The sequence below is a fragment of the Streptomyces sp. NPDC001604 genome (genome assembly GCF_042893475.1).
GTDB lineage: Bacteria > Actinomycetota > Actinomycetes > Streptomycetales > Streptomycetaceae > Streptomyces.
This window is the reverse complement of sequence record NZ_JBIAUY010000001.1, coordinates 791,933-815,955: the sequence shown is the minus strand read 5'-3', so window position 1 is coordinate 815,955 and position 24,023 is coordinate 791,933. Positions and strand designations below refer to the sequence as shown.

General features: G+C 71.2%; 19 protein-coding genes and 1 pseudogene. 8 read left to right on the top strand and 12 right to left on the bottom strand.

Features of this window, described 5'->3' with window-relative positions:
- The first annotated feature begins 23 nt into the window (after window positions 1-23).
- Window positions 24-608 carry an RBBP9/YdeN family alpha/beta hydrolase gene (locus ACFY1E_RS03740; RefSeq protein WP_389070968.1) on the top strand — a complete coding sequence of 195 codons (585 nt, stop codon included), beginning with the start codon at window positions 24-26 and terminating at the stop codon, window positions 606-608.
- A 10-nt stretch (window positions 609-618) separates the two neighbouring features.
- Here ACFY1E_RS03740 and ACFY1E_RS03735 read toward each other — a convergent pair whose 3' ends face one another.
- The 4 genes from ACFY1E_RS03735 to ACFY1E_RS03720 all read right to left on the bottom strand — a co-directional run bounded on the left by ACFY1E_RS03735 (window position 619) and on the right by ACFY1E_RS03720 (window position 4,594).
- Window positions 619-1,419: a sugar phosphate isomerase/epimerase family protein gene (locus ACFY1E_RS03735; RefSeq protein WP_389070966.1), complete on the bottom strand. Its 801-nt coding sequence runs from the start codon at window positions 1,417-1,419 to the stop codon at window positions 619-621.
- Window positions 1,420-1,430: 11 nt separating this feature from the next.
- Window positions 1,431-2,363 (bottom strand): GNAT family N-acetyltransferase, encoded by a 933-nt coding sequence (locus ACFY1E_RS03730; RefSeq protein WP_389070963.1) that lies wholly within the window; start codon window positions 2,361-2,363, stop codon window positions 1,431-1,433.
- Window positions 2,364-2,465: 102 nt separating this feature from the next.
- Entirely contained in the window at window positions 2,466-3,065 is a 600-nt protein-coding gene (locus ACFY1E_RS03725) for a dihydrofolate reductase family protein (RefSeq protein WP_389070961.1), read from the bottom strand.
- Between the two features lie 470 nt (window positions 3,066-3,535).
- The gene (locus ACFY1E_RS03720) at window positions 3,536-4,594 is read right to left on the bottom strand and encodes a LacI family DNA-binding transcriptional regulator (RefSeq protein WP_389070958.1); all 1,059 of its coding nucleotides are present in this window, start codon (window positions 4,592-4,594) and stop codon (window positions 3,536-3,538) included.
- A 316-nt stretch (window positions 4,595-4,910) separates the two neighbouring features.
- On the opposite strand from ACFY1E_RS03720, the gene ACFY1E_RS03715 reads away from it, so the two are divergent.
- Genes ACFY1E_RS03715 through ACFY1E_RS03695 form a run of 5 tightly spaced genes read left to right on the top strand, consistent with a single transcriptional unit; the run spans window position 4,911 to window position 9,476 of the window.
- Window positions 4,911-6,068 (top strand): Gfo/Idh/MocA family protein, encoded by a 1,158-nt coding sequence (locus ACFY1E_RS03715; protein ID WP_389070956.1) that lies wholly within the window; start codon window positions 4,911-4,913, stop codon window positions 6,066-6,068.
- A complete protein-coding gene (locus ACFY1E_RS03710; RefSeq protein WP_389070953.1) occupies window positions 6,065-7,216 on the top strand; it encodes a dihydrodipicolinate synthase family protein in 1,152 nt (383 codons plus the stop codon). The genes ACFY1E_RS03715 and ACFY1E_RS03710 overlap by 4 nt, the downstream gene beginning before the upstream one ends.
- Window positions 7,217-7,263: 47 nt before the next feature.
- A complete protein-coding gene (locus tag ACFY1E_RS03705) occupies window positions 7,264-8,061 on the top strand; it encodes a sugar phosphate isomerase/epimerase family protein (protein ID WP_389071618.1) in 798 nt (265 codons plus the stop codon).
- Window positions 8,062-8,115: 54 nt separating this feature from the next.
- A complete protein-coding gene (locus ACFY1E_RS03700; RefSeq protein ID WP_389070951.1) occupies window positions 8,116-8,664 on the top strand; it encodes a hypothetical protein in 549 nt (182 codons plus the stop codon).
- 8 nt (window positions 8,665-8,672) lie between these two features.
- On the top strand, window positions 8,673-9,476 hold the full coding sequence (locus tag ACFY1E_RS03695) for an MOSC domain-containing protein (protein WP_389070948.1): 804 nt from the start codon (window positions 8,673-8,675) through the stop codon (window positions 9,474-9,476).
- 12 nt (window positions 9,477-9,488) lie between these two features.
- Here ACFY1E_RS03695 and ACFY1E_RS03690 read toward each other — a convergent pair whose 3' ends face one another.
- The 5 genes and pseudogenes from ACFY1E_RS03690 to ACFY1E_RS03670 all read right to left on the bottom strand — a co-directional run.
- The gene (locus ACFY1E_RS03690) at window positions 9,489-11,036 is read right to left on the bottom strand and encodes a hypothetical protein (protein ID WP_389070945.1); all 1,548 of its coding nucleotides are present in this window, start codon (window positions 11,034-11,036) and stop codon (window positions 9,489-9,491) included.
- 13 nt (window positions 11,037-11,049) lie between these two features.
- Window positions 11,050-12,438 carry a type VII secretion integral membrane protein EccD gene (gene eccD / locus ACFY1E_RS03685; RefSeq protein WP_389070943.1) on the bottom strand — a complete coding sequence of 463 codons (1,389 nt, stop codon included), beginning with the start codon at window positions 12,436-12,438 and terminating at the stop codon, window positions 11,050-11,052.
- 291 nt (window positions 12,439-12,729) lie between these two features.
- Window positions 12,730-14,214, bottom strand: coding sequence for an alpha/beta fold hydrolase (locus ACFY1E_RS03680; protein ID WP_389070940.1), 1,485 nt, complete (start codon window positions 14,212-14,214; stop codon window positions 12,730-12,732).
- A gap of 420 nt (window positions 14,215-14,634) precedes the next feature.
- Window positions 14,635-15,648, bottom strand: coding sequence for a ribokinase (locus tag ACFY1E_RS03675; protein WP_389070938.1), 1,014 nt, complete (start codon window positions 15,646-15,648; stop codon window positions 14,635-14,637).
- Between the two features lie 143 nt (window positions 15,649-15,791).
- Window positions 15,792-16,025: pseudogene (locus ACFY1E_RS03670) on the bottom strand (substrate-binding domain-containing protein); the annotation flags it as partial.
- Between the two features lie 81 nt (window positions 16,026-16,106).
- Here ACFY1E_RS03670 and ACFY1E_RS03665 point away from each other — a divergent pair.
- On the top strand, window positions 16,107-18,365 hold the full coding sequence (locus ACFY1E_RS03665; protein WP_389070935.1) for an ATP-dependent RecD-like DNA helicase: 2,259 nt from the start codon (window positions 16,107-16,109) through the stop codon (window positions 18,363-18,365).
- Between the two features lie 262 nt (window positions 18,366-18,627).
- Window positions 18,628-19,917, top strand: a complete 1,290-nt coding sequence (locus ACFY1E_RS03660; RefSeq protein ID WP_030934849.1) for a citrate synthase — start codon at window positions 18,628-18,630, stop codon at window positions 19,915-19,917.
- Between the two features lie 692 nt (window positions 19,918-20,609).
- Here ACFY1E_RS03660 and ACFY1E_RS03655 read toward each other — a convergent pair.
- The 3 genes from ACFY1E_RS03655 to ACFY1E_RS03645 form a co-directional block, all read right to left on the bottom strand.
- A complete protein-coding gene (locus tag ACFY1E_RS03655) occupies window positions 20,610-22,862 on the bottom strand; it encodes a heavy metal translocating P-type ATPase (protein WP_389070932.1) in 2,253 nt (750 codons plus the stop codon).
- A gap of 20 nt (window positions 22,863-22,882) precedes the next feature.
- Window positions 22,883-23,122 (bottom strand): heavy-metal-associated domain-containing protein, encoded by a 240-nt coding sequence (locus tag ACFY1E_RS03650; RefSeq protein ID WP_115913507.1) that lies wholly within the window; start codon window positions 23,120-23,122, stop codon window positions 22,883-22,885.
- A 106-nt stretch (window positions 23,123-23,228) separates the two neighbouring features.
- Window positions 23,229-23,900 carry a TetR/AcrR family transcriptional regulator gene (locus ACFY1E_RS03645; protein WP_389070930.1) on the bottom strand — a complete coding sequence of 224 codons (672 nt, stop codon included), beginning with the start codon at window positions 23,898-23,900 and terminating at the stop codon, window positions 23,229-23,231.
- Between the last annotated feature and the right edge of the window lie 123 nt (window positions 23,901-24,023).

The following is a 24,023-nucleotide window of genomic DNA, read 5'->3' as shown; positions in this document are numbered from 1 at the left end:
CGGCGATCGGAAACCATCGCCCCATGACCGCGAAGCACTTCCTCATCCTCCACGGCTGGCAGAACCACCGTCCCGAGGCCCACTGGCAGCACTGGCTCGCCGACCGCCTCACCGACCTCGGCCACCAGGTCACCTACCCCCAGCTGCCCGACCCCGACGACCCGAGCCTGGAGGTGTGGCTCACGGAGCTGACCCGGCACCTCGACGACCTCGGGGGCTCCGAACGCGTCGTCCTCGCGCACAGCGCCTCCGTCCTGCTCTGGCTGCACGCCGTCTCCCGCGGCCTGGTGAAGGACGGCGCGGTCGACCGCGTGCTGCTCGTCGCCCCGCCGTCCGCCTCGGTCCTCGCCCGCTTCCCCGAGGTGGCCGAATTCGCCCCGCCGGCCCTCGGCTTCACCCTCCCGGCCGCCACCCGTCTCGTCGCGGGCGACAACGACCCGTACTGCCCGGAGGGCGCCCGGGAGGTCTTCGGCGACCCCCTGGGCATCCCCACCGACCTCCTGCCCGGCGCGGCCCACCTCGACCTCGACGCCGGCTACGGCTCCTGGCCCGCCGTACTGGAGTGGTGCCTGGACGGGGCGGCGACGATCACGGCCCGCCCCGCGTAGGACGTACGGCTCAGGCGCACTCGTTGAGCAGCCGCCCCAGATGCTCCCGCCCCGCCGCCAGCAGCTCCGGCAGCGGTGCGGCCTCCTCGTACCAGCGCTTCTCGTACTCCCAGCACAGCCAGCCGTCCCAGCCGTGCCGGGAGAGGACCTCCACGGTCTCGGTGAGCGGCAGCACGCCGGCGCCCAGCGCGAGCGGCGTCGGGTCCTCGGCGGAGGCGATGTCCTTGACCTGGACGTAGCCGAGGTACGGGGAGAGGGCCGCGAACGACTCCGAGGGCTGCTCACCGCCCAGCCAGGTGTGCATGACGTCCCAGAGGGCGCCGACATGGCGGTGCCCGACCAGGCCGAGGATGCGGATCGCGTCGGCGGCCCTGCGGTGCGAGTCGTGGGTCTCCAGGAGGATGCGTACGCCGAGGTCGGCGGCGTACTCCGCCGCCGTGCCGAGCCGTCGCGCGGCCGTCGCGTCGGCGCGCTCGGTGCTCTGCTCGTGGCCGCCGCCCGGGAAGACCCGGATGTAGGGGGCGCCGAGGTCGCGGGCGAGGTCGAGGAGGCTGCGGATCTCGTCGATCACCGGGCCGTCGTCGCCCGGGGCGGCCACGCGCGCGTACCCGGCGAGGCCCAGCACCTCGACGCCGCCCGCCTTGAACTCGGCGGCCACGTCGGCACGTTCCGAGAGGTCGATGCCGGGGTGGACCGGCTCCTCCGGATGCGCGCGCAGTTCGACACCGTGGTAGCCGTGGGTGGCCGCCAGCCGGATCACGTCCGGGATGGGCAGGCCGGGTACGCCGAGGGTGGAGAACGCCAGTCTCATGGTCCCTACTGTCACTCGGGGGTGCCGTGCAGGTCCAGGCGCCAGTCCTGGCCGTTCAGGTCCTTTCCGAAAGAACGGTGCGGTTTCTCGGCGACGAGCACGAAGCCGTGGCGCTGGTAGATGCGGCGGGCGGCGGCCAGGACGTCGTTGGTCCACAGGACGAGCTCGCGGTAGCCGACACCGCGCGCGAAGTCGACGACGGCCCGCACCAGCCGGTCGCCGATGCCGAGCCCGCGCGCCTCCGGCTCGACCAGCAGCAGCCGGAGCCGGGCCGTGCCGGGTGCCTCGTCCCGTACGCACATCACGCACCCCACCGGGCGGCCGTCGAGCTCGGCGATCCACACCCGCTCCAGATGCGGGTCGTGGTCCTCGGCGAAGTCGGCGACGATCCGCGCCACCAGCCCCTCGTAGTCGGTGTTCCAGCCGAACTCGGACGCGTACAGAGCGGCGTTGCGCTGGACGATCCAGCCGAGGTCGCCGGGGGCCGGTTCGCGCAGGACGACGTCCTCACGGCGGGGAGGGCGGCCCTCGGAGAGGATCTCGCGGACGGCCCGCATCGCCTCCGCCAGGCGCGGCCGCTCGGCGGAGGGCACGGTGGACAGCAGCGCGCCCACCGATTCGTTCGCACGCTCGGCGAGCAGGGCGGCGGTCTCACGGCCGCGGGGCGTGAGGGAGACGCGCCGGCGCCGGGAGTCGTCGGCGGACGGCGTGCGCTCGACCAGCCCGTCCTCCTCGAACTTGTTCAGGATCCGGCTCAGGTACCCGGCGTCCAGCGAGAGTTCGGCCCGCAGGTCGGCCGCGTCCGTCCGCGGGGAGTGCGCCAGTTCGTACAGGACGCGGGACTCCGTCAGGGTGAACGGGGCGTACAGCTGACGGCTGTAGTCGAGGGCGCCGATGACGTTCGTGTAGAAGCGGTTGAAGGTGCGGATGTCCTGGACGGTCATGAGCGTCGACCCCCGGATGGTTGTCCCGGATACATGAACCAGATAGTTGACTCAGTCAGAGATACCGTCGGCTCCGAGACTAGGACACCCGCACCCGCGTGACTACCCTTCGTCGCCCACCGGCCGGTACACGCTCACCTGCACACCGGTCTTGCCCCTGACCGTGGAGACCAGCTCGAACGGCCGCTTGACCCCGTCCTCGGGGAAGATGGACTTTCCGCCGCCGAGGATCACCGGCATGTGGATGAGCTGCAGTTCGTCGACCAGCCCCTCGCCGATCAGTGTCCGCACCAGGGTGGGGCTGCCCATCATCGCCAGGTCGCCGCCGGGAGCGGCGCGCAGCTCCCGGATCCGCGCGACCGCCTCGCCGCCCGGGATGCGCTCGGTGTTGTTCCAGGTCAGCTGGTCGTCTCCGAGGGTGTCTGTCACGACGTACTTCTTCATCCCGTTGAGCCGGTCGGCGAACGGATCTCCGGCCCGGTCGGGCCAGGCCCCCGCCATCGTCAGATACGTACGGCGCCCGTAGAGCAGTGCCTCGGCCTGCTCCAGGCCCGCGGCGAAGGCCCCGCCGACCACCTCCGGATCGAAGTACGGATGCGACCACCCGCCGTGCGCGAACCCGCCGTCGGTGTCCTCCTGCGGACCGCCGGGCGCCTGCACGACTCCGTCGAGACTGATGAACTCGCTGACAACGATGCGCATGGGACTCGCTCCCTACTGTCCGTCTGCGGTGCCTTGGTAGGCGTTACGTCCATCAGACCGAAGAACCGGCCGGGAGTCATCGCTCAGTCCCACCAGAACCGGGGAAGCGGGGCCCGGAGGTTTTCAGAAGGTCCTCGGGCAGATCGTCGTATCGAGCCGGCTCGCGCCACGACGGCGCCCACGGCCTCCGGGCCCTGGAGGAAGAAGGGGGCGTCGGGCCGGCAGAGATACGGATGCACGCCCGTCGCCCCGGCCGACTCCATCAGCCGAGGCCACAACTCCACAATGTCGTCGGGCAGTTCCTCGGACGCCCACACGTCGACATGTCCACGGGGCTCGAACACTCTCAGCCCCTCCGGCCCGTCTCAGCGCCGGTCAGGCAGGCCATCTCAGCCCTCCGGCGTTCGATGACGAGGACGTTCAGGCCGAAAGCGGGGATCTGGGGGCGGCAGCCCCCAGAGGCGGGACGGTCACGCCGCCGCCGGATCCCGCGGCACCCCGGAGGACCCCCGCACCATCAGCTCCCCCCGCACCGTGGCCATCCCGCCCGGCGGCGGCTCCTCCCGCCCCATGGCGATCCGCCCGGCCCGCGCACCCGCCTCCGCCAGCGGCAGCCGCACCGTCGTCAGCGCGGGCACTGCATCGACACTGAACGGCAGATCGTCGAACCCGGCGACCGACACGTCCTCCGGAATCCGCAGCCCGGACTCCCGCAGCGCGGCGCACGCCCCGAGCGCCACGGAGTCGTTCGCCGCGACGACCGCGGTGAGGGACGGGTCCCGGCGGAGCAGCTCCAGCGTCGCCTCGTACCCAGAGGTCCGGTCGTAGCGCCCCCACACCGTCAACCGCGGGTCCTCCTCGATCCCCGCCGCGGCCAGCGCCGCCCGGTGCCCCTCGAGACGGTGCCGCGTCGTCGTCCGCTCCTCGGGCCCGGCGATGTAGCCGAGCCGCCGGTGCCCGAGCCCGATCAGGTGCTCGGTCAGCCGCTGTCCGCCCCCGCGGTTGTCGAAGGCCAGCGCGATCGCCCCGGTGTCCGGAGCCGGCGGCCGCCCGCACAGCACCACCCGCGTCCCCGCGTCCGTCAGCTTCCGCAGCTTCGCCGCGACCGCCGCCGCGTGCGGCTCGTTCTCCATGGCGCCGCCGGTCAGCACGACCGCCGCCGCCCGCTGCCGCTGCAGGAGGGTCAGATACGTCAGCTCCCGCTCCGGCGAACCCCCCGTGTTGCAGACGACCGCGAGGCGTTCCCCGCCGGCCCGGCCGCCCGGTCCCCCGATCTCCGACTGGATCGCGCTCGCCATGATCCCGAAGAACGGGTCGGCGATGTCGTTGACGAGGATTCCGACCAGATCGGAAGTCGCCGCCGCCAGCGCGCTGGCCGGCCCGTTCAGCACGTAGTCCAGCTCGTCGACCGCCTTCAGCACCCGCTCACGGGTGGAGGCGGCCACGGGATAGTTCCCGTTCAGCACGCGCGACACCGTCGCGGGCGAGACCTGCGCGCGGGCCGCCACGTCCGCCAGGGTCACCGTCATCTCGTCGTCCTCCGGTCGCGCATTTCGTCGCGCATCTCTCGTGTCTCGTCGTACGTCCGTACCTCGTCGTACGTGCTCGTAGACAGACCGCCGCAGGCCCCCGGTTCCGAGCACGTCGAGCAGACCTTACGGCCAGAACGCCCCACTGTTCGTCCCCTCGAACAACTCGAAGCGGTCACGGTCTTGTCCGGACCACGGCTCAGAGGCTACTTTCTCCTTGTATAGAAAGCGCTTGCTGTGACGCTCATGAGTAGGGCCGACGCGGCGCACACCACCCGCGTACGACGCTGTGTACGACGCCTGCGAAGGGAATGACGTGACACGCAAGACGGTGCGTATCGCCATGAACGGCGTGACCGGGCGCATGGGCTACCGCCAGCACCTGGTCCGCTCCATCCTGGCCATCCGCGAACAGGGGGGCCTCGACCTCGGCGACGGCACCGTGCTGTGGCCGGAGCCGGTCCTGGTGGGCCGCCGCGAGCACGCGCTCAGGGCGCTCGCCGAGCAGCACGGCCTGGACCCGCAGAACATCTCCACCGACGTCGACGCGGTCCTCGCGGACCCGACCGTCGAGATCTACTTCGACGCCCAGGTGACCTCGGCCCGCGAGGAGGCGATCAAGAAGGCGATCGCGGCGGGCAAGCACATCTACACGGAGAAGCCGACCGCGACCGGTCTGGAGGGCGCCCTGGAGCTCGCCCGCCTCGCGAACGCAGCGGGCATCAAGCACGGCGTCGTCCAGGACAAGCTGTTCCTCCCGGGCCTGCTCAAGCTCAAGCGCCTGATCGACGGCGGCTTCTTCGGCCGGATCCTGTCCATCCGCGGAGAGTTCGGCTACTGGGTCTTCGAGGGCGACTGGCAGACCGCGCAGCGCCCGTCCTGGAACTACCGTGCCGAGGACGGCGGCGGCATCGTCGTCGACATGTTCCCGCACTGGGAGTACGTCCTGCACGAGCTGTTCGGCCGGGTGAAGTCCGTCCAGGCCCTCACCGCCACCCACATCCCGCAGCGCTGGGACGAGAACGACAAGCCCTACGACGCCACCGCCGACGACGCCGCCTACGGCATCTTCGAGCTCGAAGGCGGCGCGATCGCCCAGATCAACTCCTCCTGGGCCGTGCGCGTCAACCGCGACGAGCTGGTGGAGTTCCAGGTCGACGGCACCGAGGGCTCGGCCGTCGCCGGCCTGCGCAACTGCCGTGTCCAGCACCGCAGCATGACCCCCAAGCCGGTCTGGAACCCCGACATCCCGGCGACGTACTCCTTCCGCGACCAGTGGCAGGAGATCCCCGACAACGACGACTTCGACAACGGCTTCAAGGCCCAGTGGGAGCTGTTCCTCAAGCACGTCTACGCCGGTGCCGACTACCACTGGGACCTCCTCGCCGGCGCCCGTGGCGTCCAGCTCGCCGAGCTGGGCCTGAAGTCCTCGGCCCAGGGCGCCCGCATCGACGTACCGGAGATCTCGCTGTGACCATCCGACTCCCGGACTTCAAGGGCGGATCGAGGACGTACGACCCCCGCCCCGAGCCCCTCGCCGTCACGGCCGGCTCACCCTTCACCTCTCGTACGGTCTTCTCGGCGGCGCACGTCGTCTCCGACCCGTACGCGGACGTGTCGCCCGACTCGCCCGCCGCCGTCGACTGGGACGCCACCCTCGCCTTCCGCCGCCACCTGTGGTCCCACGGGCTCGGCGTCGCCGAGGCGATGGACACCGCCCAGCGCGGCATGGGCCTGGACTGGGCGGGCGCGGCCGAGCTGATCCGACGGTCCGCCGCCGAGGCCAAGGCGGTCGGCGGCCGGATCGCCTGCGGAGTCGGCACCGACCAGATCACCGCCGGGTCCCTCGTGGAGGTCCGGACGGCCTACGAGGAGCAGCTCGCCCTCGTGGAGGAGTCCGGCGCGCAGGCCATCCTGATGGCGTCCCGCGCGCTCGCGGCGGCCGCGAACGGCCCCGAGGACTACCTCGAGGTCTACGGCCACCTCCTGCGCCAGGCGTCCGAGCCGGTGATCCTGCACTGGCTCGGCCCGATGTTCGACCCGGCCCTTGAGGGCTACTGGGGCTCGTCCGACCTGGACACGGCCACCGACACCTTCCTGGACGTCATCGCCGCGCACCCGGACAAGGTGGAGGGCATCAAGGTCTCCCTGCTGGACGCCCAGCGCGAGATCGACATCCGCCGCCGGCTCCCGCAGGGCGTCCGCTGCTACACGGGCGACGACTTCAACTACCCCGAGCTGATCGCGGGCGACGAGAAGGGCTTCAGCCACGCCCTGCTCGGCATCTTCGACCCGCTGGGCCCGCTGGCGGCTCAGGCGGTAAGAGTCCTGGACACGGGCGATGTGGCGGGCTTCCGCGCCCTGCTCGACCCGACCGTCGAACTCTCCCGCCACCTCTTCCAGACCCCGACCCGCTTCTACAAGACGGGCGTGGTCTTCCTCGCCTGGCTGGCCGGCCACCAGTCGCACTTCACCATGGTCGGCGGCCTCCAGTCGGCCCGTTCCCTCCCGCACTTCGCCCGTGCCTACGAACTCGCCGACGGCCTGGGCCTGTTCCCGGACCCGAAGCTGGCGGAGGAACGGATGAAGAACCTCCTCGCCCTGTACGGAGTGGCCCAGTGAGTGACCCAGTGACCACCGGCGACCTCTCCCGCTTCTCCATCAACCAGATGACGGTGAAGCAGCTGTCGATGCCCGAACTGGTCGACGCCTGCCTGGAGTTGGGTGTGCCGGGCGTGGGGCTGTGGCGTGAACCGGTCCGGTCCCACGGTGTGGAGGCGACGGCGAAACTGGTCCGCGACGCGGGCCTGACCGTCACCACCCTGTGCCGCGGCGGCTTCTTCACGGCGATCGACCCGGCCGAGCGCGCGGCCGCCCTGGACGACAACCGCCGGGCGATCGACGAGGCGGCGGCCCTCGGAACGGACACGCTGGTGCTGGTCTCCGGCGGCCTCCCGGCGGGTTCGAAGGACCTGCACGGCGCGCGGGAGCGGATCGCGGACGCGCTCGGCGAGCTGGGGCCCTACGCGGAGCAGCACGGCGTACGGCTGGCCATCGAGCCGCTCCACCCGATGTACGCCGCCGACCGCTGCGTGGTCTCCACGCTCACCCAGGCGCTCGACCTCGCGGAACGCTTCCCGGCCCACCAGGTCGGCGTCACCGTCGACACGTACCACATCTGGTGGGACGACAACGCGCCCGCGCAGATCGCCCGCGCGGGTGCCGGCGGTCGTATCCACACCTTCCAGCTCGCCGACTGGACCACGCCGTTGCCGCAGGGCGTGCTCAACGGCCGCGGGCAGATCGGGGACGGCTCGATCGACATGCGGGAGTGGAAGGGGTACGTGGAGGCGGCCGGATACACCGGGCCCATCGAGGTCGAGCTGTTCAACGACGCGCTGTGGGCACGGGACGGCCGGGAGGTGCTGGCGGAGACGGCCGCACGGTTCGTGGAGCACGCCGCCTGACCGCACCGGGACAACTCGCTGGAACCGCACAGAGGTTCGTGCAAATGTGATCTCGTGAGCGAGAGTCTCGGACCACTGGAACGGGTCGACGGCCGCTGGGCGTTGGGGGACGCCCGGCGGCCGCGCCGTGCACGGGTGGAGTTCCGCCCGGACGGCCTGCACGCCATCGCGCGGGACTCCCGGGCGGAGGTGGTCCCCTGGTCCAGGGTCATGCTGGGCTTCCGCATCACCCTGGGCGGCCGCTACCCCCGCGGCGTCTACACCCAGATGGGCGTCCTGGGCGGCCTGCCCGGCCCCTTCAAGGGGCGCGGCGGCGGCTATCTGCACATGACCGTGCGCCATCCGTACGAGGACCAGGAGCTGTTCTTCGACCGCCATCCCCGCTGGTACCGGACGAAGGACGTCCTGGTCCTGCAGTCCGTGATGACGCAGCTGGTCCAGGACGGCGAGGTGCACCGGCTCGGCGACCCCGACTGGACGGCCCGCATGGTCGCACACCTGTCCACATTCGACGGCTGGGCGACGACGGGGGCGCTGCGCCGGGCGGTGGCGGAGGCCCTGGAGGCGGCGGGACCGCCGAGTACCGGGGCGGGTCAGGGGTGACACGGGCCATGGTCGCCGCGCTGTACCGCTACCCGGTGAAGTCGATGCTCGGCGAGCCGCTCGAAGCCGTCGAGATCAGTGAGCGCGGGCTGAGCGGTGACCGCCGGTTCGCGCTGCTGGACGCGGAGTCGGGCAAGGTCGCCAGCGCGAAGGCCCCGCGTCTGTGGCGGGAGTTGCTCCGTTGCGCCGCGACCCTCACCGAGGCCGGGCCGCGCATCACGGGACCGGACGGCACCGAGCTGCACACGGACGCCGCCCTCTCGGCCCTCGTCGGCCGCAAGGTCACGCTGACCGACGTGCCTCCGCCCGCCGCCGCTCTGGACCGCTCTCGCCCGGATCAGGTCCTGGCGGCGGGCCAGGAGGCCGAAGTGGAAGCGGACACCGTCCAGTTCGGCTCGGCCGCCCCGCCGGGCACCTTCTTCGACTTCGCGCCGGTGCACGTCATCACGACGTCGACGCTGAGGAGAATCGCCGAACTGAGCCCTAGGGGCACGGTGGAGGCGCAGCGCTACCGCCCCAACCTGGTCATCGACACGGACGAGGCCGAAGCCTTCGTGGAACACACCTGGGCCGGCCGGCAACTGCACATCGCCGACGGCCCGATCCTCCGCGTCATCGCCTCGACACCCCGCTGCGCGATCCCCACCCTCGCCCACGGCGACCTCCCCCGCGACCCGGACGCCCTGCGCGTCCTCGCCCACCACAACCGCACACCCGCCCTGCCCGGGCGGCCGCCCGAGCCGTGTGCCGGGGTGTATGCGCAGGTGGTGCGGGGCGGCTGGGTGCGGGAAGGGGATGTCATACGGTTCTGATGCCGCCGGTGGTCAGTGCGCGCGCACCGCCCGGTGCAGCGCCTCGGCCGCCAGCCGCATGGCCGAGTCCTGGGCGGCCCGGCCGAGCAGATCCGTGCGGATGGGGCCGCCGCCGGCCAGATGCCGGTCGTACGGCAGGACGACGACGGGAACGCCCGTCTCCTTCAGGTGAGCGGTGGCCGCCTTCACGTCGAGGATCATGTCGGGGGAGCTCGCGGTGAGGGCCACGACGGTCGTCGAGAGCGCGGAATGCGGCAACTGCCCGAGCCAGTCGAGGACCTGCCGGGTCCCGCCGACACCCTCCGCGGTCATCGGTGCGACGACCACCCGGGCGTGGGCGGTGTCCATCGCCGTCCTGGCGACGTCGCCGGGCAGCGTCTCGCAGTCGACGACCGTCACGGAGAAGTAGCGCCGCAGGGCGAGCGTCACGGTGCGGTACGTCCGTACGTCCAAGGGGGCGCCGACCTTGCCCTGGCTTCCGGGCAGCAGCCAGCCGCCGTCGGCCACCGGCACCAAGTACCCGGTGACATGGGTCAGTTGCATGGCCGGCGTCAGAATCCGGGCGAGGTCGCCGCACGACCATCGCACCGACTCCGCGCCCATCCGCACCGGCAGCGTGCCCAGCGCGGCGTCCGCCTCCAGCGTGAGCACCGGGTCGTGCCGGTAGTGGTTGAAGGTACGCCCGAGCAGCGCGGCAACGGTCGACTTGCCGACGCCCCCGCGGATCGAGGTCACGGCAATGACCCGCCCGGTGGCCACCGGCTGCTGCAACTCTCGCGCGATCCGCGTCTGTTCGGCCACGTCCTGCGAAACGGAGGTGGCCAGCCGACGCAGGGTACGGCCGGTCCGGTGGGCGAGTGAATCGCCGTGGTGGGGGCGACCGAGGGCGAGGGCGAGGCGGGGGTCGAGGGTGGGGAGGCTCTCGGGGGTGGAGGCGGGTGTGGCGGGGGCTGAAGGGGGAGTGGGGGCGGGGACGCGGGAGGGGGAGGCGGGTGCGGGCGCCCCGGGCTCCGGTGCGGCGGGGTGTGCGGGGAAGGCAGTGGTGGGTGGGGCAGGGGGCGGGGTGGGGGCGCCGGCGGGGTGCGCGGATATGGCGGTTGGGGGTTGGTGAGGTGGGGTGGGGGCATGGGAGCGGGACCCGGAGACGGGCGGGAGGGAGGCGACGGGAGCGGTGGGCGTGGGCGCCCCGGGCTCCGGTGCGGCGGGGTGCGCGGGCATGACGGTCGGGGGTTGCTGCGGTGGAGCCGGGGCGGCCATGGACTGCGTGGGGGCGGTGGCCTGCTCAATGCGCTGAGGGGCGGCCGCTGTGGCCGCAGGCATCGGGCCGGCCGACGGACCGGTCTGGCCCCCGGCAGGGGCCGGGGCCTCGTCCCGTGCCGAGTGGACGAGCCGCAGGGTGGGCTCGCCGCCGGGTCCGGGAAGCGCCGGATCCGCTGCCACGACGGCTTCGCCCGAGGGCGCCGAAGCCGGCTGCTGCTCCGCCGGCCCGAGCTGGAACAGCGCATCGCGCCGCCAGTCGTCGTCACCCGCCGGCTCCCGCTCCTGTTCCCCGTGAACCATGCCGTCCCGTCCCCTAAGCGATGGTGTCGAGCAGCCGCTCGTACACGCCGAAGGCCCCGATGAGCAGTGGAAGCAGGGCGATGACACCGGCGGATTCCAACAGGTCACCCGCTCGCCGCAGCCGCACCCGTACCTGCTCGGCGGGACGTACGACGAGCGTGGCGAGCGTCAGCACGGCCAGCCCGGCGAGCACGACCAGGGCAGGCCCCGCCGCACCGGACCGCTCCACCCACACCGCCAACAGCCGTACGGCCACCACGGCGGCACCCCCCAGCAGCGCCACGACCTCGGCGACCAGCGGAAAAGCCCGCGCCCGCAGGGCCATCACCACCGCCGTGACGACGGCGAGCAGCACGGTCCACACGCCGGGCGCGCGCAGGGCCCACACCGCCGCCACGGTCGCCGACACGGCAACGGTGACGGTGGCGAGCACCAGCCCGCGATGGGCGGTCGCCAGCGCCGCGGACGCCTGGTACCGGCTCACGGAGACCCCGCCGGCCCGCCGGTCGTCGAGCCCGGACAGCCCGGAGGCCGTGAGCGCGAGCCGCGGCAGCACACCGAGGGCGACGACGGAGACGACGGCGAGCACCGCACCGGCCCGAGCCTGCTGCCCTGCCGTCTCTGCCCCCGACTGCAGGGCGACGACGCCCTCCCAGCCGAGGACGGTGCCGGCGAGAGCGCCGGCGCCCACCGACCCGGCGCGCCCCAACCGAGTGCAGAGCCCCAGCAGTACGAGCGTCACGGCACCCACAGCGGCCGGCGCACCCACGTGCAGCGCACCGGGCCATCCGTGGTCACCGGCAAGTGTCCAAGCCCCGAGGGCACCGAGCACCCCGGCCGTGCAGATCAGTGTGCCGGCGACCCCGCCCTGCCGCCCGCCACGCCCCACCAGGGCCCCGACACCGGCGGCGACACCAGCGAGGGCGAGCAGCGCAGCCGCGACGACAGAGGCGTCGTAGGCACTCCGAGCGAAGATCCCGCCCGCGCCGGCCCACCCCACGGTCGCCAGTCCGGCGACGACGCGCCGCGACTCGGGCCCCCACTGCCACGCCGGCCCGCCGAGATCCACCGGGACCTCGTCACTCACGCCGTGCACTGCGGGCGCCGACGGAGCATCCCCGGCCTGAACGAGCCGCAGCACGGCACCGTCCCGCACCCCGGCGGACTCGAGGCTGCAGTCAGGAGCGAGCGCGGACCCGTCGGCGGTCACGAGATGCCGCAACTCGGGCCGCTCACCGGCCCGGTCGCCCAGCACCCGCAGGATCTCGGGCAACAGCACCCCGACCGGCTCCCGAGCCGGCAACACGAGATCGACCCGACGCCGCTCCCCGACCAGCGTGACGCGACTCAGAACAACTGCGGACCCATTGGCCGCCGTACGACTCAAGGCCCCCGCAGACATCACGTAATCGAACCTATCACCGGGTTGAGTACGACCCGCAGGACGAGACCAGCCCCGCTCGAAGGCTGCACGGAACCTCCGTACGTGCTTTTCTCACCAGGCACCGGTGACAGCGCGAAAAAATCTGAAGACGCCGTGCAACCCTTCCGCCACCCCGTGGGTCGTACTTGGCATCAGGACTTCTCGGAGGGGGATCTGGGGGGATCGCGGGGGTTCTGATGGTGGAGGGGAAAAGCCGAGGGGGCCCGGTCGACGGACCGGGCCCCCTCGAATCTGTGCGACACCCCTTCGCTACGGGCCGGCGGTGGCCACGCCGCTTTCGTCGACGGTGAACTTTCCGTTCGTGGCGCCGTTGAAGGTCCCGCTCTTGATCCACTCGATCAGTGCCGCCTTGACCGTGGCATGCGGGCCGGCCCACGGTTCGCCGGGGCGCCCGCCGTAGGGCGTTCCGGATTCCGGTGTGCAGCGCGGGCCGGAGCAGCCCTCCATCTGAAACTGGTGGCTGGCGCACTGGACCTGTACGAGCACCTTGTTCGTCATCGACGCCGGGAGAGCGTTGAAGATGGTGGACGCGTTGGCCGGCGGCGCGGTGGCGTCGTCGAGGCCGTGGATGACCAGCGTGGGCGGGGTCAGCTGCCCCACGACAGTGGTGTTCCAGCCGTAGTTGGAGAACGTCGGAGAGCGGTCGAGACCGGCCGGGTTGCCGGGATCGTCCCCTCCCCAGTTCCGCCCCTCGGTGTCCTGCTCCATGATCTGCTTCCAGAACTGATCCTGGCTGCCGGGGATGACACGCCCGGTGCACACGGCCTCGCGAGCCGGCGGCAGCACCGGCGCTGCCGGGCGGCGGTCAAGCGTCAGCGGGAACGTGACGAAGCCCGAAGGGGGCGTCGTCTCCTCGGTCGGTCCACCGAAGATCGACGACATGAACACGGCACGGTTGACCTTCGCGATGACGGCGGCGCTTCCGGGCAGGACCGGGTTGGCTGCGTACAGTGTCCGCCCGACGCGCACCCCACCGAGCGAATAGCCGAGCAGGGTGACCTTGCCGTCCGTCGGCTGCGCGCGCGTGATGGCGTCATCGATGACCTGGCGGATGTCGCGCACCCAGACGTCCATGCGCGCAAAGCGGTAATTGCTCGAGTGCGCGCGCCTCTCGCCGCCCAGCGGATTGGTGAGCAGCAGGCTCCCCTGCTGATCGAGGGTGAAGATCGGGTTGTGGGTGCGGTCGCACCCCTCGGGGTACGGACAGGTGCCGTCCGCGAGGTAGGGCCTGAGGCTCGCGTTGCCGGGATCGTTCAGGCCGTTGTCGAAGCGCGTCGAGTGGCCGTAGCCGAGCAGGCTCGGGGCGAAGGTGTCGATTCCCGCACGTGCGAGTCCTTCCTGCAGGCTGAGCGAGCCGCCTTCCGGCGCGGGGGAGCGCAGGTCGAAGGCCGGCGAGGCGGTGATGGCGCGGCCGTGGATCAGCACCGCCGCCCTGTTGGGCACTCCCGGGCATTTGCCGTTCGCGTACACCGGCTGGACGCGATGCACCTGGATCTTCGCCGGCTGCCCGTCGAACTGAGGGTCCGGCATGAGTCCGGGCGGCACCGTGAACCTCAGCCAGTGATCGTGGGTGGCGACCCCGGTCGGCGCTTCGTCGCATTGCCGGGCCGACGGCTCGGTGGCAGCGGCCATCGGCGAGGTGCCGAAACCGAAGGGACTCGCGATCAGGCAGACGCACAGCAGGAGCCACTTCGTCCGGGCCCCGGCCCGTCCCCCGGACCACCCCGCCGGCACGCCCAGTCTCCGGAGGATCCCTCTGTGCCGCCGAGTCACGCACGGTGCTGCCATGCCCAAACCCCCTGCCACTGGATGCGAGTTGAGCCCTCTCTCCTCAGCGTGCCCAGCAGTCAGTCGGCGAGCGCCCCGCGCACGGACGCACAGGTGGCACACAGGCGCGCGGCGGCAGCAGCGCTTTCGCTCTCGCCCCGTGCAGTGGCCGACCGCCCATGTTCCCTGCGCGGTCGCACGACTTGGAGGCCGGAGGCCACCGACGCCACCACGCTCCCGGAGACCAGGCCCCACCACACCGGCCGTGCCGCCGCCGACAGCTCCTTCAGCCGCTCGTGCCCCGCTCCACCACCAGCTCGGCCCCGTCCCCGTGGCCCGGCTCCGCCGACGCGCCGGAGCGATGACGGTTCAGGATTCCCGTCTTCTTCACAGGGCCTCACCTCGCCGCGATTCGCCGGGCACGCTCCCCGGCCTGCTGCCGGGGGTCCGGCCCGTGGCGTAGCCACTGTCGGACGCCGCGTCCGCCGGGACGGCACAGCACAGGGCGTCGACCTCCTCGGCCGTCGGGAAGGACACCTGCGCGCCCTCCTTGGTGACGGCGGCCGCGCCGACCCGGGCCGCGTATGCCGCGGCCTCCGCAAGGGACGCCCCCGACCCGAGCCGGTATGCCAGCGCCGCCGTGAACGCGTCGCCCGCGCCCGTGGTGTCCACCGCGTCCACCTTCACCGAAGGCACCCGTGTCACCCCGGCCGAGGAAGCCACCAGCGCGCCCTCCGCACCCAGGGTGACCACGACCGAGCGCGGGCCCTTGGCGAGCAGCAGGCGCGCCCAGTCCTCCGGGCGGTCGGAGACGTAGGCGTCGCCGAGGACCACCTTCGCCTCGTGCTCGTTGACGATCAGCGGGTCGCAGGCCGCCAGCACCTCGGGCGGCAGCGGCCGAGGCGGCGAAGGGTTCAGTACGAAGCGGTTGTCCGGCGCCAGACTCCGTACGACCTCCACGACCGCCTCCAGCGGGATCTCCAGCTGGGTCGAGACCACCCGCGAGGCCAGGAACAGGCTCGCGGCGGTCCGTACGTCCTGCGGGGTCAGCCGCCCGTTCGCGCCCGGCGACACCACGATGCTGTTGTCCCCGGAGGGATCGACGGTGATGAGCGCGACCCCGGTCGGCGCTCCGCCGACCAGCACCCCCACCGTGTCCACGCCGGCCGCCCGCTGCGAGTCGAGGAGCAGCCTGCCGTACGCGTCGTCGCCGACCCTGGCCAGCAGGACCGTACGGGCCCCGAGGCGGGCCGCGGCGACGGCCTGGTTCGCGCCCTTGCCGCCCGGGTGGACGGCCAGGTCCGAGCCGAGCACCGTCTCGCCGGCGCCCGGCCGCCGCTCGACGCCGACCACCAGGTCGGCGTTGGCGGATCCCACGACCAGCAGGTCGTAGTCGTACATCAAATGACTCCCCTGAGAGATGATGAGAGATGACGTGTGGCGGGCCGCTGTCGCCGCCGGGCAACCACCCGAGCAACCCCCGGCTCCCCTGGCAGCAACGACCGCCCGCCCGTTCCCCTTTGCCGGTCGCCTCGTGAGCCGCCGAAGCCGGCCACGTTCTCCTTCGTGACCACCTTCACCGGCACCGTCACCGACTTCGTGACCCTCTTGCCCTCGGCGACCTCCACCGCGTTCTGTACCGCGATTCTGCCGAGTTCCGTCGGCTGCTGGGCCACCGACGCGTAAAGCGTGCCCGCCTCGACGGCGCTGAGGCCCTCCGGGGTGCCGTCGAAGCCGATGACCGCGACTGATTTGCCGGTCTTGTCGCCCAGGGCCTTACCGGGGTCGCACCGGCCTTGCGGCGCAGGGCGTGGTCCCTGAGCCCCGCCGCTGTCACACCTCACCGGTACCGTCGGGCCATGGCAAAAGAAGCGGGGAACCCTACGGAGGAGCGGCGACTGGCCGTGCTCGAGGGCGTCCTGGAGCGGATCACGTACGCCAACGAGGAGAACGGCTACACGGTCGCCCGGGTCGACACCGGCAGAGGAGCCGGAGACCTGCTCACGGTCGTCGGCGCGCTGCTCGGCGCCCAGGTCGGCGAATCCCTGCGCATGGAGGGCCGTTGGGGCTCCCACCCCCAGTACGGCAAGCAGTTCACGGTGGAGAACTACACGACCGTGCTCCCGGCCACCGTCCAGGGCATCCGCCGCTATCTCGGCTCGGGGCTGGTCAAGGGCATCGGCCCCGTCTTCGCCGACCGCATCACCCAGCACTTCGGCCTCGACACCCTGCAGATCATCGAGGAGGAGCCGAAGCGCCTCATCGAGGTGCCCGGGCTCGGCCCCAAGCGCACCAAGAAGATCGCCGACGCCTGGGAGGAGCAGAAGGCGATCAAGGAGGTCATGCTCTTCCTCCAGACCGTCGAGGTGTCCACCTCCATCGCCGTGCGCATCTACAAGAAGTACGGCGACGCCTCGATCTCCGTCGTCAAGAACCAGCCGTACCGCCTCGCGGCCGACGTCTGGGGCATCGGCTTCCTCACCGCTGACAAGATCGCCCAGTCCGTGGGCATCCCGCACGACAGCCCGGAGCGCGTGAAGGCAGGCCTGCAGTACGCGCTGTCGCAGGCCACCGACCAGGGCAACTGCTACCTCCCCGAGGAGCAGTTGATCGCCGACGCGGTGAAGCTGCTGCAGGTCGACACGGGCCTGGTCATCGAGTGCCTCGCCGAGCTCGCCCAGCCGCCCGAGGAGGGCGAGGACCCCGGGGTCGTACGGGAGAAGGTGCCAGGACCGGACGGCGGCGACCCGGTGACGGCCGTGTACCTCGTCCCCTTCCACCGCGCCGAACTCTCCCTCTCCGCCCAGCTGTTGCGGCTGCTGCGCACCGCCGAGGACCGGATGCCCGGCTTCCACGACGTGGCCTGGGACAAGGCGCTGGCCTGGCTGAAGGGCCGTACGGGCGCCGAGCTCGCGCCCGAGCAGGAGGCCGCCGTCAAGCTGGCGCTGACCCAGAAGGTCGCCGTGCTGACCGGCGGCCCCGGCTGCGGAAAATCGTTCACGGTCCGCTCGATCGTGGAGCTGGCCCGCGCCAAGAAGGCGAGGGTCGTCCTGGCCGCCCCCACGGGCCGCGCCGCCAAGCGCCTGGCCGAGCTCACCGGGGCCGAGGCCTCCACCGTCCACCGACTGCTGGAGCTGAAGCCCGGCGGTGACGCGGCGTACGACAAGGACCGCCCGCTCGACGCGGACCTGGTGGTCGTCGACGAGGCCTCCATGCTGGACCTGCTGCTCGCCAACAAGCTGGTGAAGGCGGTCCCGCCGGGCGCCCACCTCCTCTTCGTCGGGGACGTCGACCAACTGCCCAGCGTGGGCGCCGGCGAGGTGCTCCGCGACCTGCTCGCCGAGGGCAGCCCGATCCCCGCCGTCCGCCTCACACGCGTGTTCCGCCAGGCCCAGCAGTCGGGGGTGGTGACGAACGCGCACCGGATCAACTCCGGGCACCACCCGGTCACCGACGGCATGAAGGACTTCTTCCTCTTCGTCGAGGACGACACGGAGGAGGCGGGGCGGCTCACGGTGGATGTGGCGGCCCGCCGGATTCCGGCCAAGTTCGGGCTCGACCCGCGCCGGGACGTGCAGGTCCTCGCGCCCATGCACCGCGGCCCGGCCGGCGCCGGCACGCTCAACGGTCTGCTTCAGCAGGCCATCACCCCGGGCCGCCCGGATGTGCCGGAGAAGCGGTTCGGCGGCCGGGTCTTCCGGGTCGGCGACAAGGTCACCCAGATTCGCAACAATTATGAGAAGGGCAAGAACGGTGTCTTCAACGGCACCGTCGGCGTGGTCACCTCGCTCGACCCGGTCGACCAGCGCCTGACGGTACTGACGGACGAGGACGAGGAGGTCGCGTACGAGTTCGACGAACTGGACGAGCTGGCCCATGCGTACGCCGTCACCATTCACCGCTCCCAGGGGAGTGAATATCCCGCCGTGGTGATCCCGGTCACCACCGGAGCCTGGATGATGCTGCAGCGGAACCTGCTGTACACCGCGGTGACCCGGGCCAAGAAGCTGGTCGTCCTGGTCGGTTCGCGCAAGGCGATCGGCCAGGCGGTGCGCACGGTGTCGGCCGGGCGACGCTGCACGGCACTCGACTTCCGGCTCTCCCCGAGACCCCTGTGAGAGCTCCCTGGACCCCCTTGCGGCCCCGCCGAGCCGGGTTTGAGACAGGCATCACGAAAAATGATCGATCAAATGAGTCGTGAAGGTCACACAGCACTTCCGGATGGGGAATCAAGGGGGCAGGATGAGCAAGTTGGCGGCACTCAGTGCCGTCAATAGGCCCGATGGTCGACCCCGAGTGCACTCTCCTGAGCCAATTGGGGGATGGTAGAGACAGTCAGGGCAACCTCGAAGATGAGGCACTACGTCGGTGAGGGAAGACGTGAGCGACAACTCTGTAGTACTGCGGTACGGCGACGGCGAGTACACCTACCCGGTGATCGACAGCACCGTCGGCGACAAGGGCTTCGACATCGGGAAGCTCCGCGCCCAGACCGGTCTGGTGACGCTGGACAGCGGTTACGGGAACACCGCCGCCTATAAATCCGCCATCACCTACCTCGACGGCGAGGCGGGCATCCTCCGGTACCGCGGCTACCCGATCGAGCAGCTGGCGGAGCGCTCCACCTTCCTGGAGGTCGCCTACCTGCTGATCAACGGCGAGCTCCCGACCGTCGACGAGCTCTCCGTGTTCAAGAACGACATCACGCAGCACACCCTGCTGCACGAGGACGTCAAGAACTTCTACAAGGGCTTCCCGCGCGACGCCCACCCGATGGCCATGCTGTCCTCGGTCGTCTCGGCGCTGTCCACGTTCTACCAGGACAGCCACAACCCGTTCGACGAGAAGCAGCGCAACCTCTCGACGATCCGCCTGCTCGCCAAGCTCCCGACGATCGCGGCGTACGCGTACAAGAAGTCGATCGGTCACCCGTTCGTCTACCCGCGCAACGACCTCGGCTACGTCGAGAACTTCCTGCGCATGACCTTCTCGGTCCCGGCGCAGGAGTACGACCTCGACCCGGTCGTCGTCGCCGCCCTGGACAAGCTGCTGATCCTGCACGCGGACCACGAGCAGAACTGTTCGACGTCCACGGTCCGCCTGGTCGGCTCCTCGCAGGCGAACATGTTCGCGTCGATCTCGGCCGGCATCAACGCCCTGTGGGGCCCGCTGCACGGCGGTGCCAACCAGTCCGTCCTGGAGATGCTCGAGGGCATCCAGGCGAACGGCGGCGACGTCGACTCCTTCATCCGCAAGGTGAAGAACAAGGAGGACGGCGTCCGCCTGATGGGCTTCGGCCACCGGGTGTACAAGTCCTTCGACCCGCGCGCGAAGATCATCAAGGCGGCGGCGCACGACGTCCTCTCGGCCCTCGGCAAGTCCGACGAGCTGCTGGACATCGCGCTCAAGCTGGAGGAGCACGCGCTCTCGGACGACTACTTCGTCCAGCGCAACCTCTACCCGAACGTGGACTTCTACACGGGCCTGATCTACCGCGCCATGGGCTTCCCGACCGAGATGTTCACGGTCCTGTTCGCCCTCGGCCGCCTCCCGGGCTGGATCGCCCAGTGGCACGAAATGATCAAGGAGCCGGGCTCCCGCATCGGCCGCCCGCGCCAGATCTACACGGGCGTGGTGGAGCGGGACTTCGTCCCGGTCGAGGAGCGCTGATACGCCGCCGGTGACGGGGCCCGACCTGCTTTTGAGGGGCGCGGGGCCGCATCGATTTGCGGCTCCGCCGCGTGGGCGCGACAAGCCCCCACCGGCCTTCAGCCGAACGACGATCTGAGGACCCGAGTCCCCTCGGCTGAATCCGCGAAGCGAAAGGCGCCCTGGCGCCGGTCCCCCCACGGGCCGACGTCCAGGGCGCCTTCCCATGTCCCGGTGCGGATTCCCCCCACGGGATCCGGCCGGGCGTCTGTGAAGCCAGCGCCTGAATCGCTGTCGAGTGCGGCGAGCGTTGAGCAGAATGAGCAAAACTCGCCGTACTCATGGTTGTGCGGTCTGCCGGGACAACGCACGCTCGGGAGGGCCGCTCAAAGCACCCCGGTGTACGTGGCCCCGGCAACGCACCTCTGAGGAAGTCCCCCAAGACATCCTCAGATGCCAGGAAACGCCCCCCAAGACGCTGCCTGACACCGTCAACTTAGACCTTCGAACCCCTTCGATGGTTACGTTCACATCACTGTGATCTGCGTCTCTTGCATTTGTCCGTTAGATACGCAAGAGCCCCGGTACAGCGATCGGTGCCCAAGCGTAAGGATGATGCGCGAGCCTTGTGAAGAGCTTATGTGAGGCTGGCGCCGGACTCCAGAGGTGCTCTCACCTCGACTTCGACTAACCGCCGGTAACCTCGCGGCAGGTCAACGGAACGTCCGCAGCCGGAGGCTGTTCGTCACCACGAACACCGACGAGAAGGCCATCGCGGCCCCGGCGATCATCGGATTCAGCAGGCCCGCGGCGGCCAGCGGCAGCGCGGCCACGTTGTATCCGAAGGCCCACACCAGATTGCCCTTGATCGTGGCCAGAGTCCTGCGGGACAGCCGGATCGCGTCCGCGGCCACCCGCAGATCCCCGCGCACCAGCGTCAGATCGCCCGCCTCGATCGCCGCGTCCGTCCCGGTCCCCATCGCCAGACCCAGATCGGCGGTGGCCAGCGCGGCCGCGTCGTTGACCCCGTCGCCGACCATGGCGACCGTCCGCCCCTCGGCCTGCAGCCGCCGTACGGCTGCCACCTTGTCCTCGGGCAGGACCTCCGCGATCACCTGCTCGATCCCGACCTCGCGCGCCACCGCCCGGGCGACCGCACTGTTGTCCCCGGTCAGCAGCACGGGAGTGAGCCCCAGCGCGCGCAGTTCGCGCACCGCCTCGGCGCTGGTCTCCTTGATCGCGTCGGCGACGGCGACGACACCGCGTGCCACCCCGTCCCAGCCGACCACGACGGCGGTACGTCCCTCGCTCTCGGCCTCGGCCCTGGCGCGGGCCAGTTCCTCGGGGAGCTCTTCGAAGAGCCGCCCCACGGCCACCTCGCGGCCCTCCACACGGCCGCGTACGCCCCGCCCGGGCACGTTCTCGAACCGCTCGACCTCCGGCAGCCGCCCGGCCCGCTCCTCGGCGCCGAGCGCGATCGCCCGGGCGACGGGATGCTCGGAGGCGTGCTCGACGGCGCCCGCGAGCCGCAGCACCTCCTTCTCGTCGGTGCCGGCGACGGCGTACACCTCGCACAGGGTCATCCGGCCGGTGGTGACCGTTCCCGTCTTGTCGAGTACGACGGTGTCGACGCGGCGCGTGGACTCCAGGACCTCCGGGCCCTTGATCAGGATGCCGAGCTGGGCACCACGCCCCGTACCGACCAGCAGCGCGGTCGGGGTGGCCAGGCCCAGCGCGCACGGGCAGGCGATGATCAGGACCGCGACGGCAGCGGTGAACGCGGCCACCGTGTCGCCCGTGACGCCGAGCCACACGCCGAAGGTGCCGACGGCGATCAGCATGACGACCGGCACGAAGACCGCCGAGATCCGGTCGGCGAGCCGCTGCACCTCGGCCTTGCCGTTCTGCGCGTCCTCCACCAGCTTCGCCATCCGCGCCAGCTGGGTGTCGGCGCCGACCCGGGCGGCCTCGACGACCAGCCGCCCGCCGGCGTTGACCGTGCCCCCGGTGACGGCATCGCCCACGCCCACGTCCACCGGCACCGACTCGCCGGTCAGCATCGAGGCGTCCACGGCGGAGGCACCCTCGACGACGGTGCCGTCGGTCGCGATCTTCTCCCCGGGCCGTACGACGAAGCGATCCCCCACGGCCAGTCGGGACACGGGGACGTGCACTTCACGGCCGTCCCGCAGGACGGACACGTCCTTGGCGCCGAGCTCCAGCAGCGCCCGGAGCGCCGCGCCCGCGCGGCGCTTGGAGCGGGCCTCCAGACAGCGCCCGAGCAGGATGAACGCGACGACGCCCGCGGCGACCTCGAGGTAGATGGTGGACGCCCCGTCCATGCGCGAGACGGTGAACCTGAACTCGTCGTGCATGCCCGGCATGCCCGCGTCGCCGAAGAACAGTGCCCACAGCGACCAGCCGAACGCGGCCAGCGTGCCGACCGAGACCAGTGTGTCCATGGTGGCGGCGCCGTGCCGGGCGTTCGTCCAGGCGGCTCGGTGGAACGGCAGTCCGCCCCAGACGACGACAGGAGCGGCGAGTGTGAGCGCCAGCCACTGCCAGTTGTCGAACTGCAGGGCCGGGATCATCGACAGCAGTACGACGGGGAGCGCGAGCAGGGCGGAGACGGTGAAGCGCTGCCGGTAGGAGGCCGGTTCCGGGTCCTCGGCGGCCTCCTCCTCGGCGGCGGGCTCGGGTTGCGGCGGGGGCGGCTCCTCGGCCGTGTATCCCGTCTTGACCACGGTGGCGATCAGGTCGGCGACCTGGATGCCCGCGGGGTAGGTGACCTTCGCCTTCTCCGTCGCGAAGTTCACCGTGGCGCTGACGCCGTCCATGCGGTTGAGCTTCTTCTCGACGCGGGCCGCGCAGGAGGCGCAGGTCATCCCGCCGATGAGCAGCTCGACCTCGGAGGCGTCCGCTGCCGTGGGTATCGGTGCCGGTGTCTCTGTGGTGGTGCTGCTCATCTCGGGCTCCCGGACCTCGGTCAGACCTGGCCGACGAGCTCGAAGCCCGCCTCGTCCACCGCGGCGCGTACGGCCGCCTCGTCGAGCGGGGCCGCGGAGACGACGGTGACCTCACCGGACGCGGCGACGGCCGTCACCGAGCTGACGCCGGGAAGCTCGCGGATCTCACCGGAGACGGAACCCTCGCAGTGTCCGCAGCTCATGCCGCTCACCTTGTAGACGGCGGTGACGGTACCCGGGGTGTCGGTCTGGGCGGTCATGTCGTTCTCCTCGTCGAGGCGTGTGGGGCTGCGGGGGCCCACGGGAGGCCCTCCACTTCTCACACTATACCCCTAGGGGGTACCCATCCAAGGAGAGGTGCGGCACTCATGCGGTGCGAGTCGTGGCGGCGCCCGTGTCCTCCCGGGTGCCCAGTCGATCGCCGACCAGGGGCTCCAGATAGCGGATCAGTACGTTCTTGATCTCCCGGGTGTACGCGTCGCGCTCGGCGCCCTCGTGGGCGAGTACCAGCTCCAGGCCCGCCTTGTACATGCCGAGGCAGACATGCGCGGTGCGGGTGACGTCGGCCGGGGGTGTGTCCGGCAGCAATGAGGACAGCAGGGCCTCGATCCGGGAGACCAGGGTCGCGTGCAGGGCGTCGTGCTCCTCGGCGATCCGGCCCGGGATGTCGGGGCCGTGCATCAGCGCGAAGAACACCGGGTGGTCGCAGTTGAAGGCGATGAACCGGTCCACGGCGGCGCCGACGGCCTCCTCCAGCGGAGTCGCCGGGTCGACCGGTGCGAGCGCCTCGCCGTACGTCTCCCGCATCTCGTGCATCAGCCGGTCGCCCAGCTCGATCGCGATCGCTTCCTTGTTCGGGAAGAACTGGTACAGCGTGCCCGGTGAGACGCCGGCCTCGCGGGCGATGGCGTTGGTGCTGGCGGCCGTGTAGCCGGTGGTGCAGAAGACCGAGGCGGCGGCCTCCAGGAGCTGGGCGATGCGGCGCTCGCCGCGGGCCTGGCGGCGGCGCGGCTGCTCCTGCTGTGAGTTCTCGGGCACGCGTTATCCCCAGTTCTCCGAACGCGATTGACAAACACGAGCGGTCGCTCGCATTCTGGGTCCAGATGAAACGCGAGCGATCTCTCGTGTTTGCCAGTTTATGGTTTCCACGGTGAAGGGGAC

Excerpts from the sequence above, each read along its gene's own strand:
- ACFY1E_RS03650 (WP_115913507.1), bottom strand. The coding sequence starts at position 23,122 with ATGACCGCCCAGACCGACACCCCGGGTACCGTCACCGCCGTCTACAAG.
- ACFY1E_RS03735 (WP_389070966.1), bottom strand. The coding sequence starts at position 1,419 with ATGAGACTGGCGTTCTCCACCCTCGGCGTACCCGGCCTGCCCATCCCG.
- ACFY1E_RS03695 (WP_389070948.1), top strand. The coding sequence starts at position 8,673 with ATGGTCGCCGCGCTGTACCGCTACCCGGTGAAGTCGATGCTCGGCGAG.
- ACFY1E_RS03655 (WP_389070932.1), bottom strand. The coding sequence starts at position 22,862 with ATGAGCAGCACCACCACAGAGACACCGGCACCGATACCCACGGCAGCG.
- ACFY1E_RS03740 (WP_389070968.1), top strand. The coding sequence starts at position 24 with ATGACCGCGAAGCACTTCCTCATCCTCCACGGCTGGCAGAACCACCGT.
- ACFY1E_RS03720 (WP_389070958.1), bottom strand. The coding sequence starts at position 4,594 with ATGACGGTGACCCTGGCGGACGTGGCGGCCCGCGCGCAGGTCTCGCCC.
- ACFY1E_RS03665 (WP_389070935.1), top strand. The coding sequence starts at position 16,107 with ATGGCAAAAGAAGCGGGGAACCCTACGGAGGAGCGGCGACTGGCCGTG.
- ACFY1E_RS03730 (WP_389070963.1), bottom strand. The coding sequence starts at position 2,363 with ATGACCGTCCAGGACATCCGCACCTTCAACCGCTTCTACACGAACGTC.
- ACFY1E_RS03725 (WP_389070961.1), bottom strand. The coding sequence starts at position 3,065 with ATGCGCATCGTTGTCAGCGAGTTCATCAGTCTCGACGGAGTCGTGCAG.
- ACFY1E_RS03705 (WP_389071618.1), top strand. The coding sequence starts at position 7,264 with ATGACGGTGAAGCAGCTGTCGATGCCCGAACTGGTCGACGCCTGCCTG.
- ACFY1E_RS03690 (WP_389070945.1), bottom strand. The coding sequence starts at position 11,036 with ATGGTTCACGGGGAACAGGAGCGGGAGCCGGCGGGTGACGACGACTGG.
- eccD (WP_389070943.1), bottom strand. The coding sequence starts at position 12,438 with ATGTCTGCGGGGGCCTTGAGTCGTACGGCGGCCAATGGGTCCGCAGTT.
- ACFY1E_RS03675 (WP_389070938.1), bottom strand. The coding sequence starts at position 15,648 with ATGTACGACTACGACCTGCTGGTCGTGGGATCCGCCAACGCCGACCTG.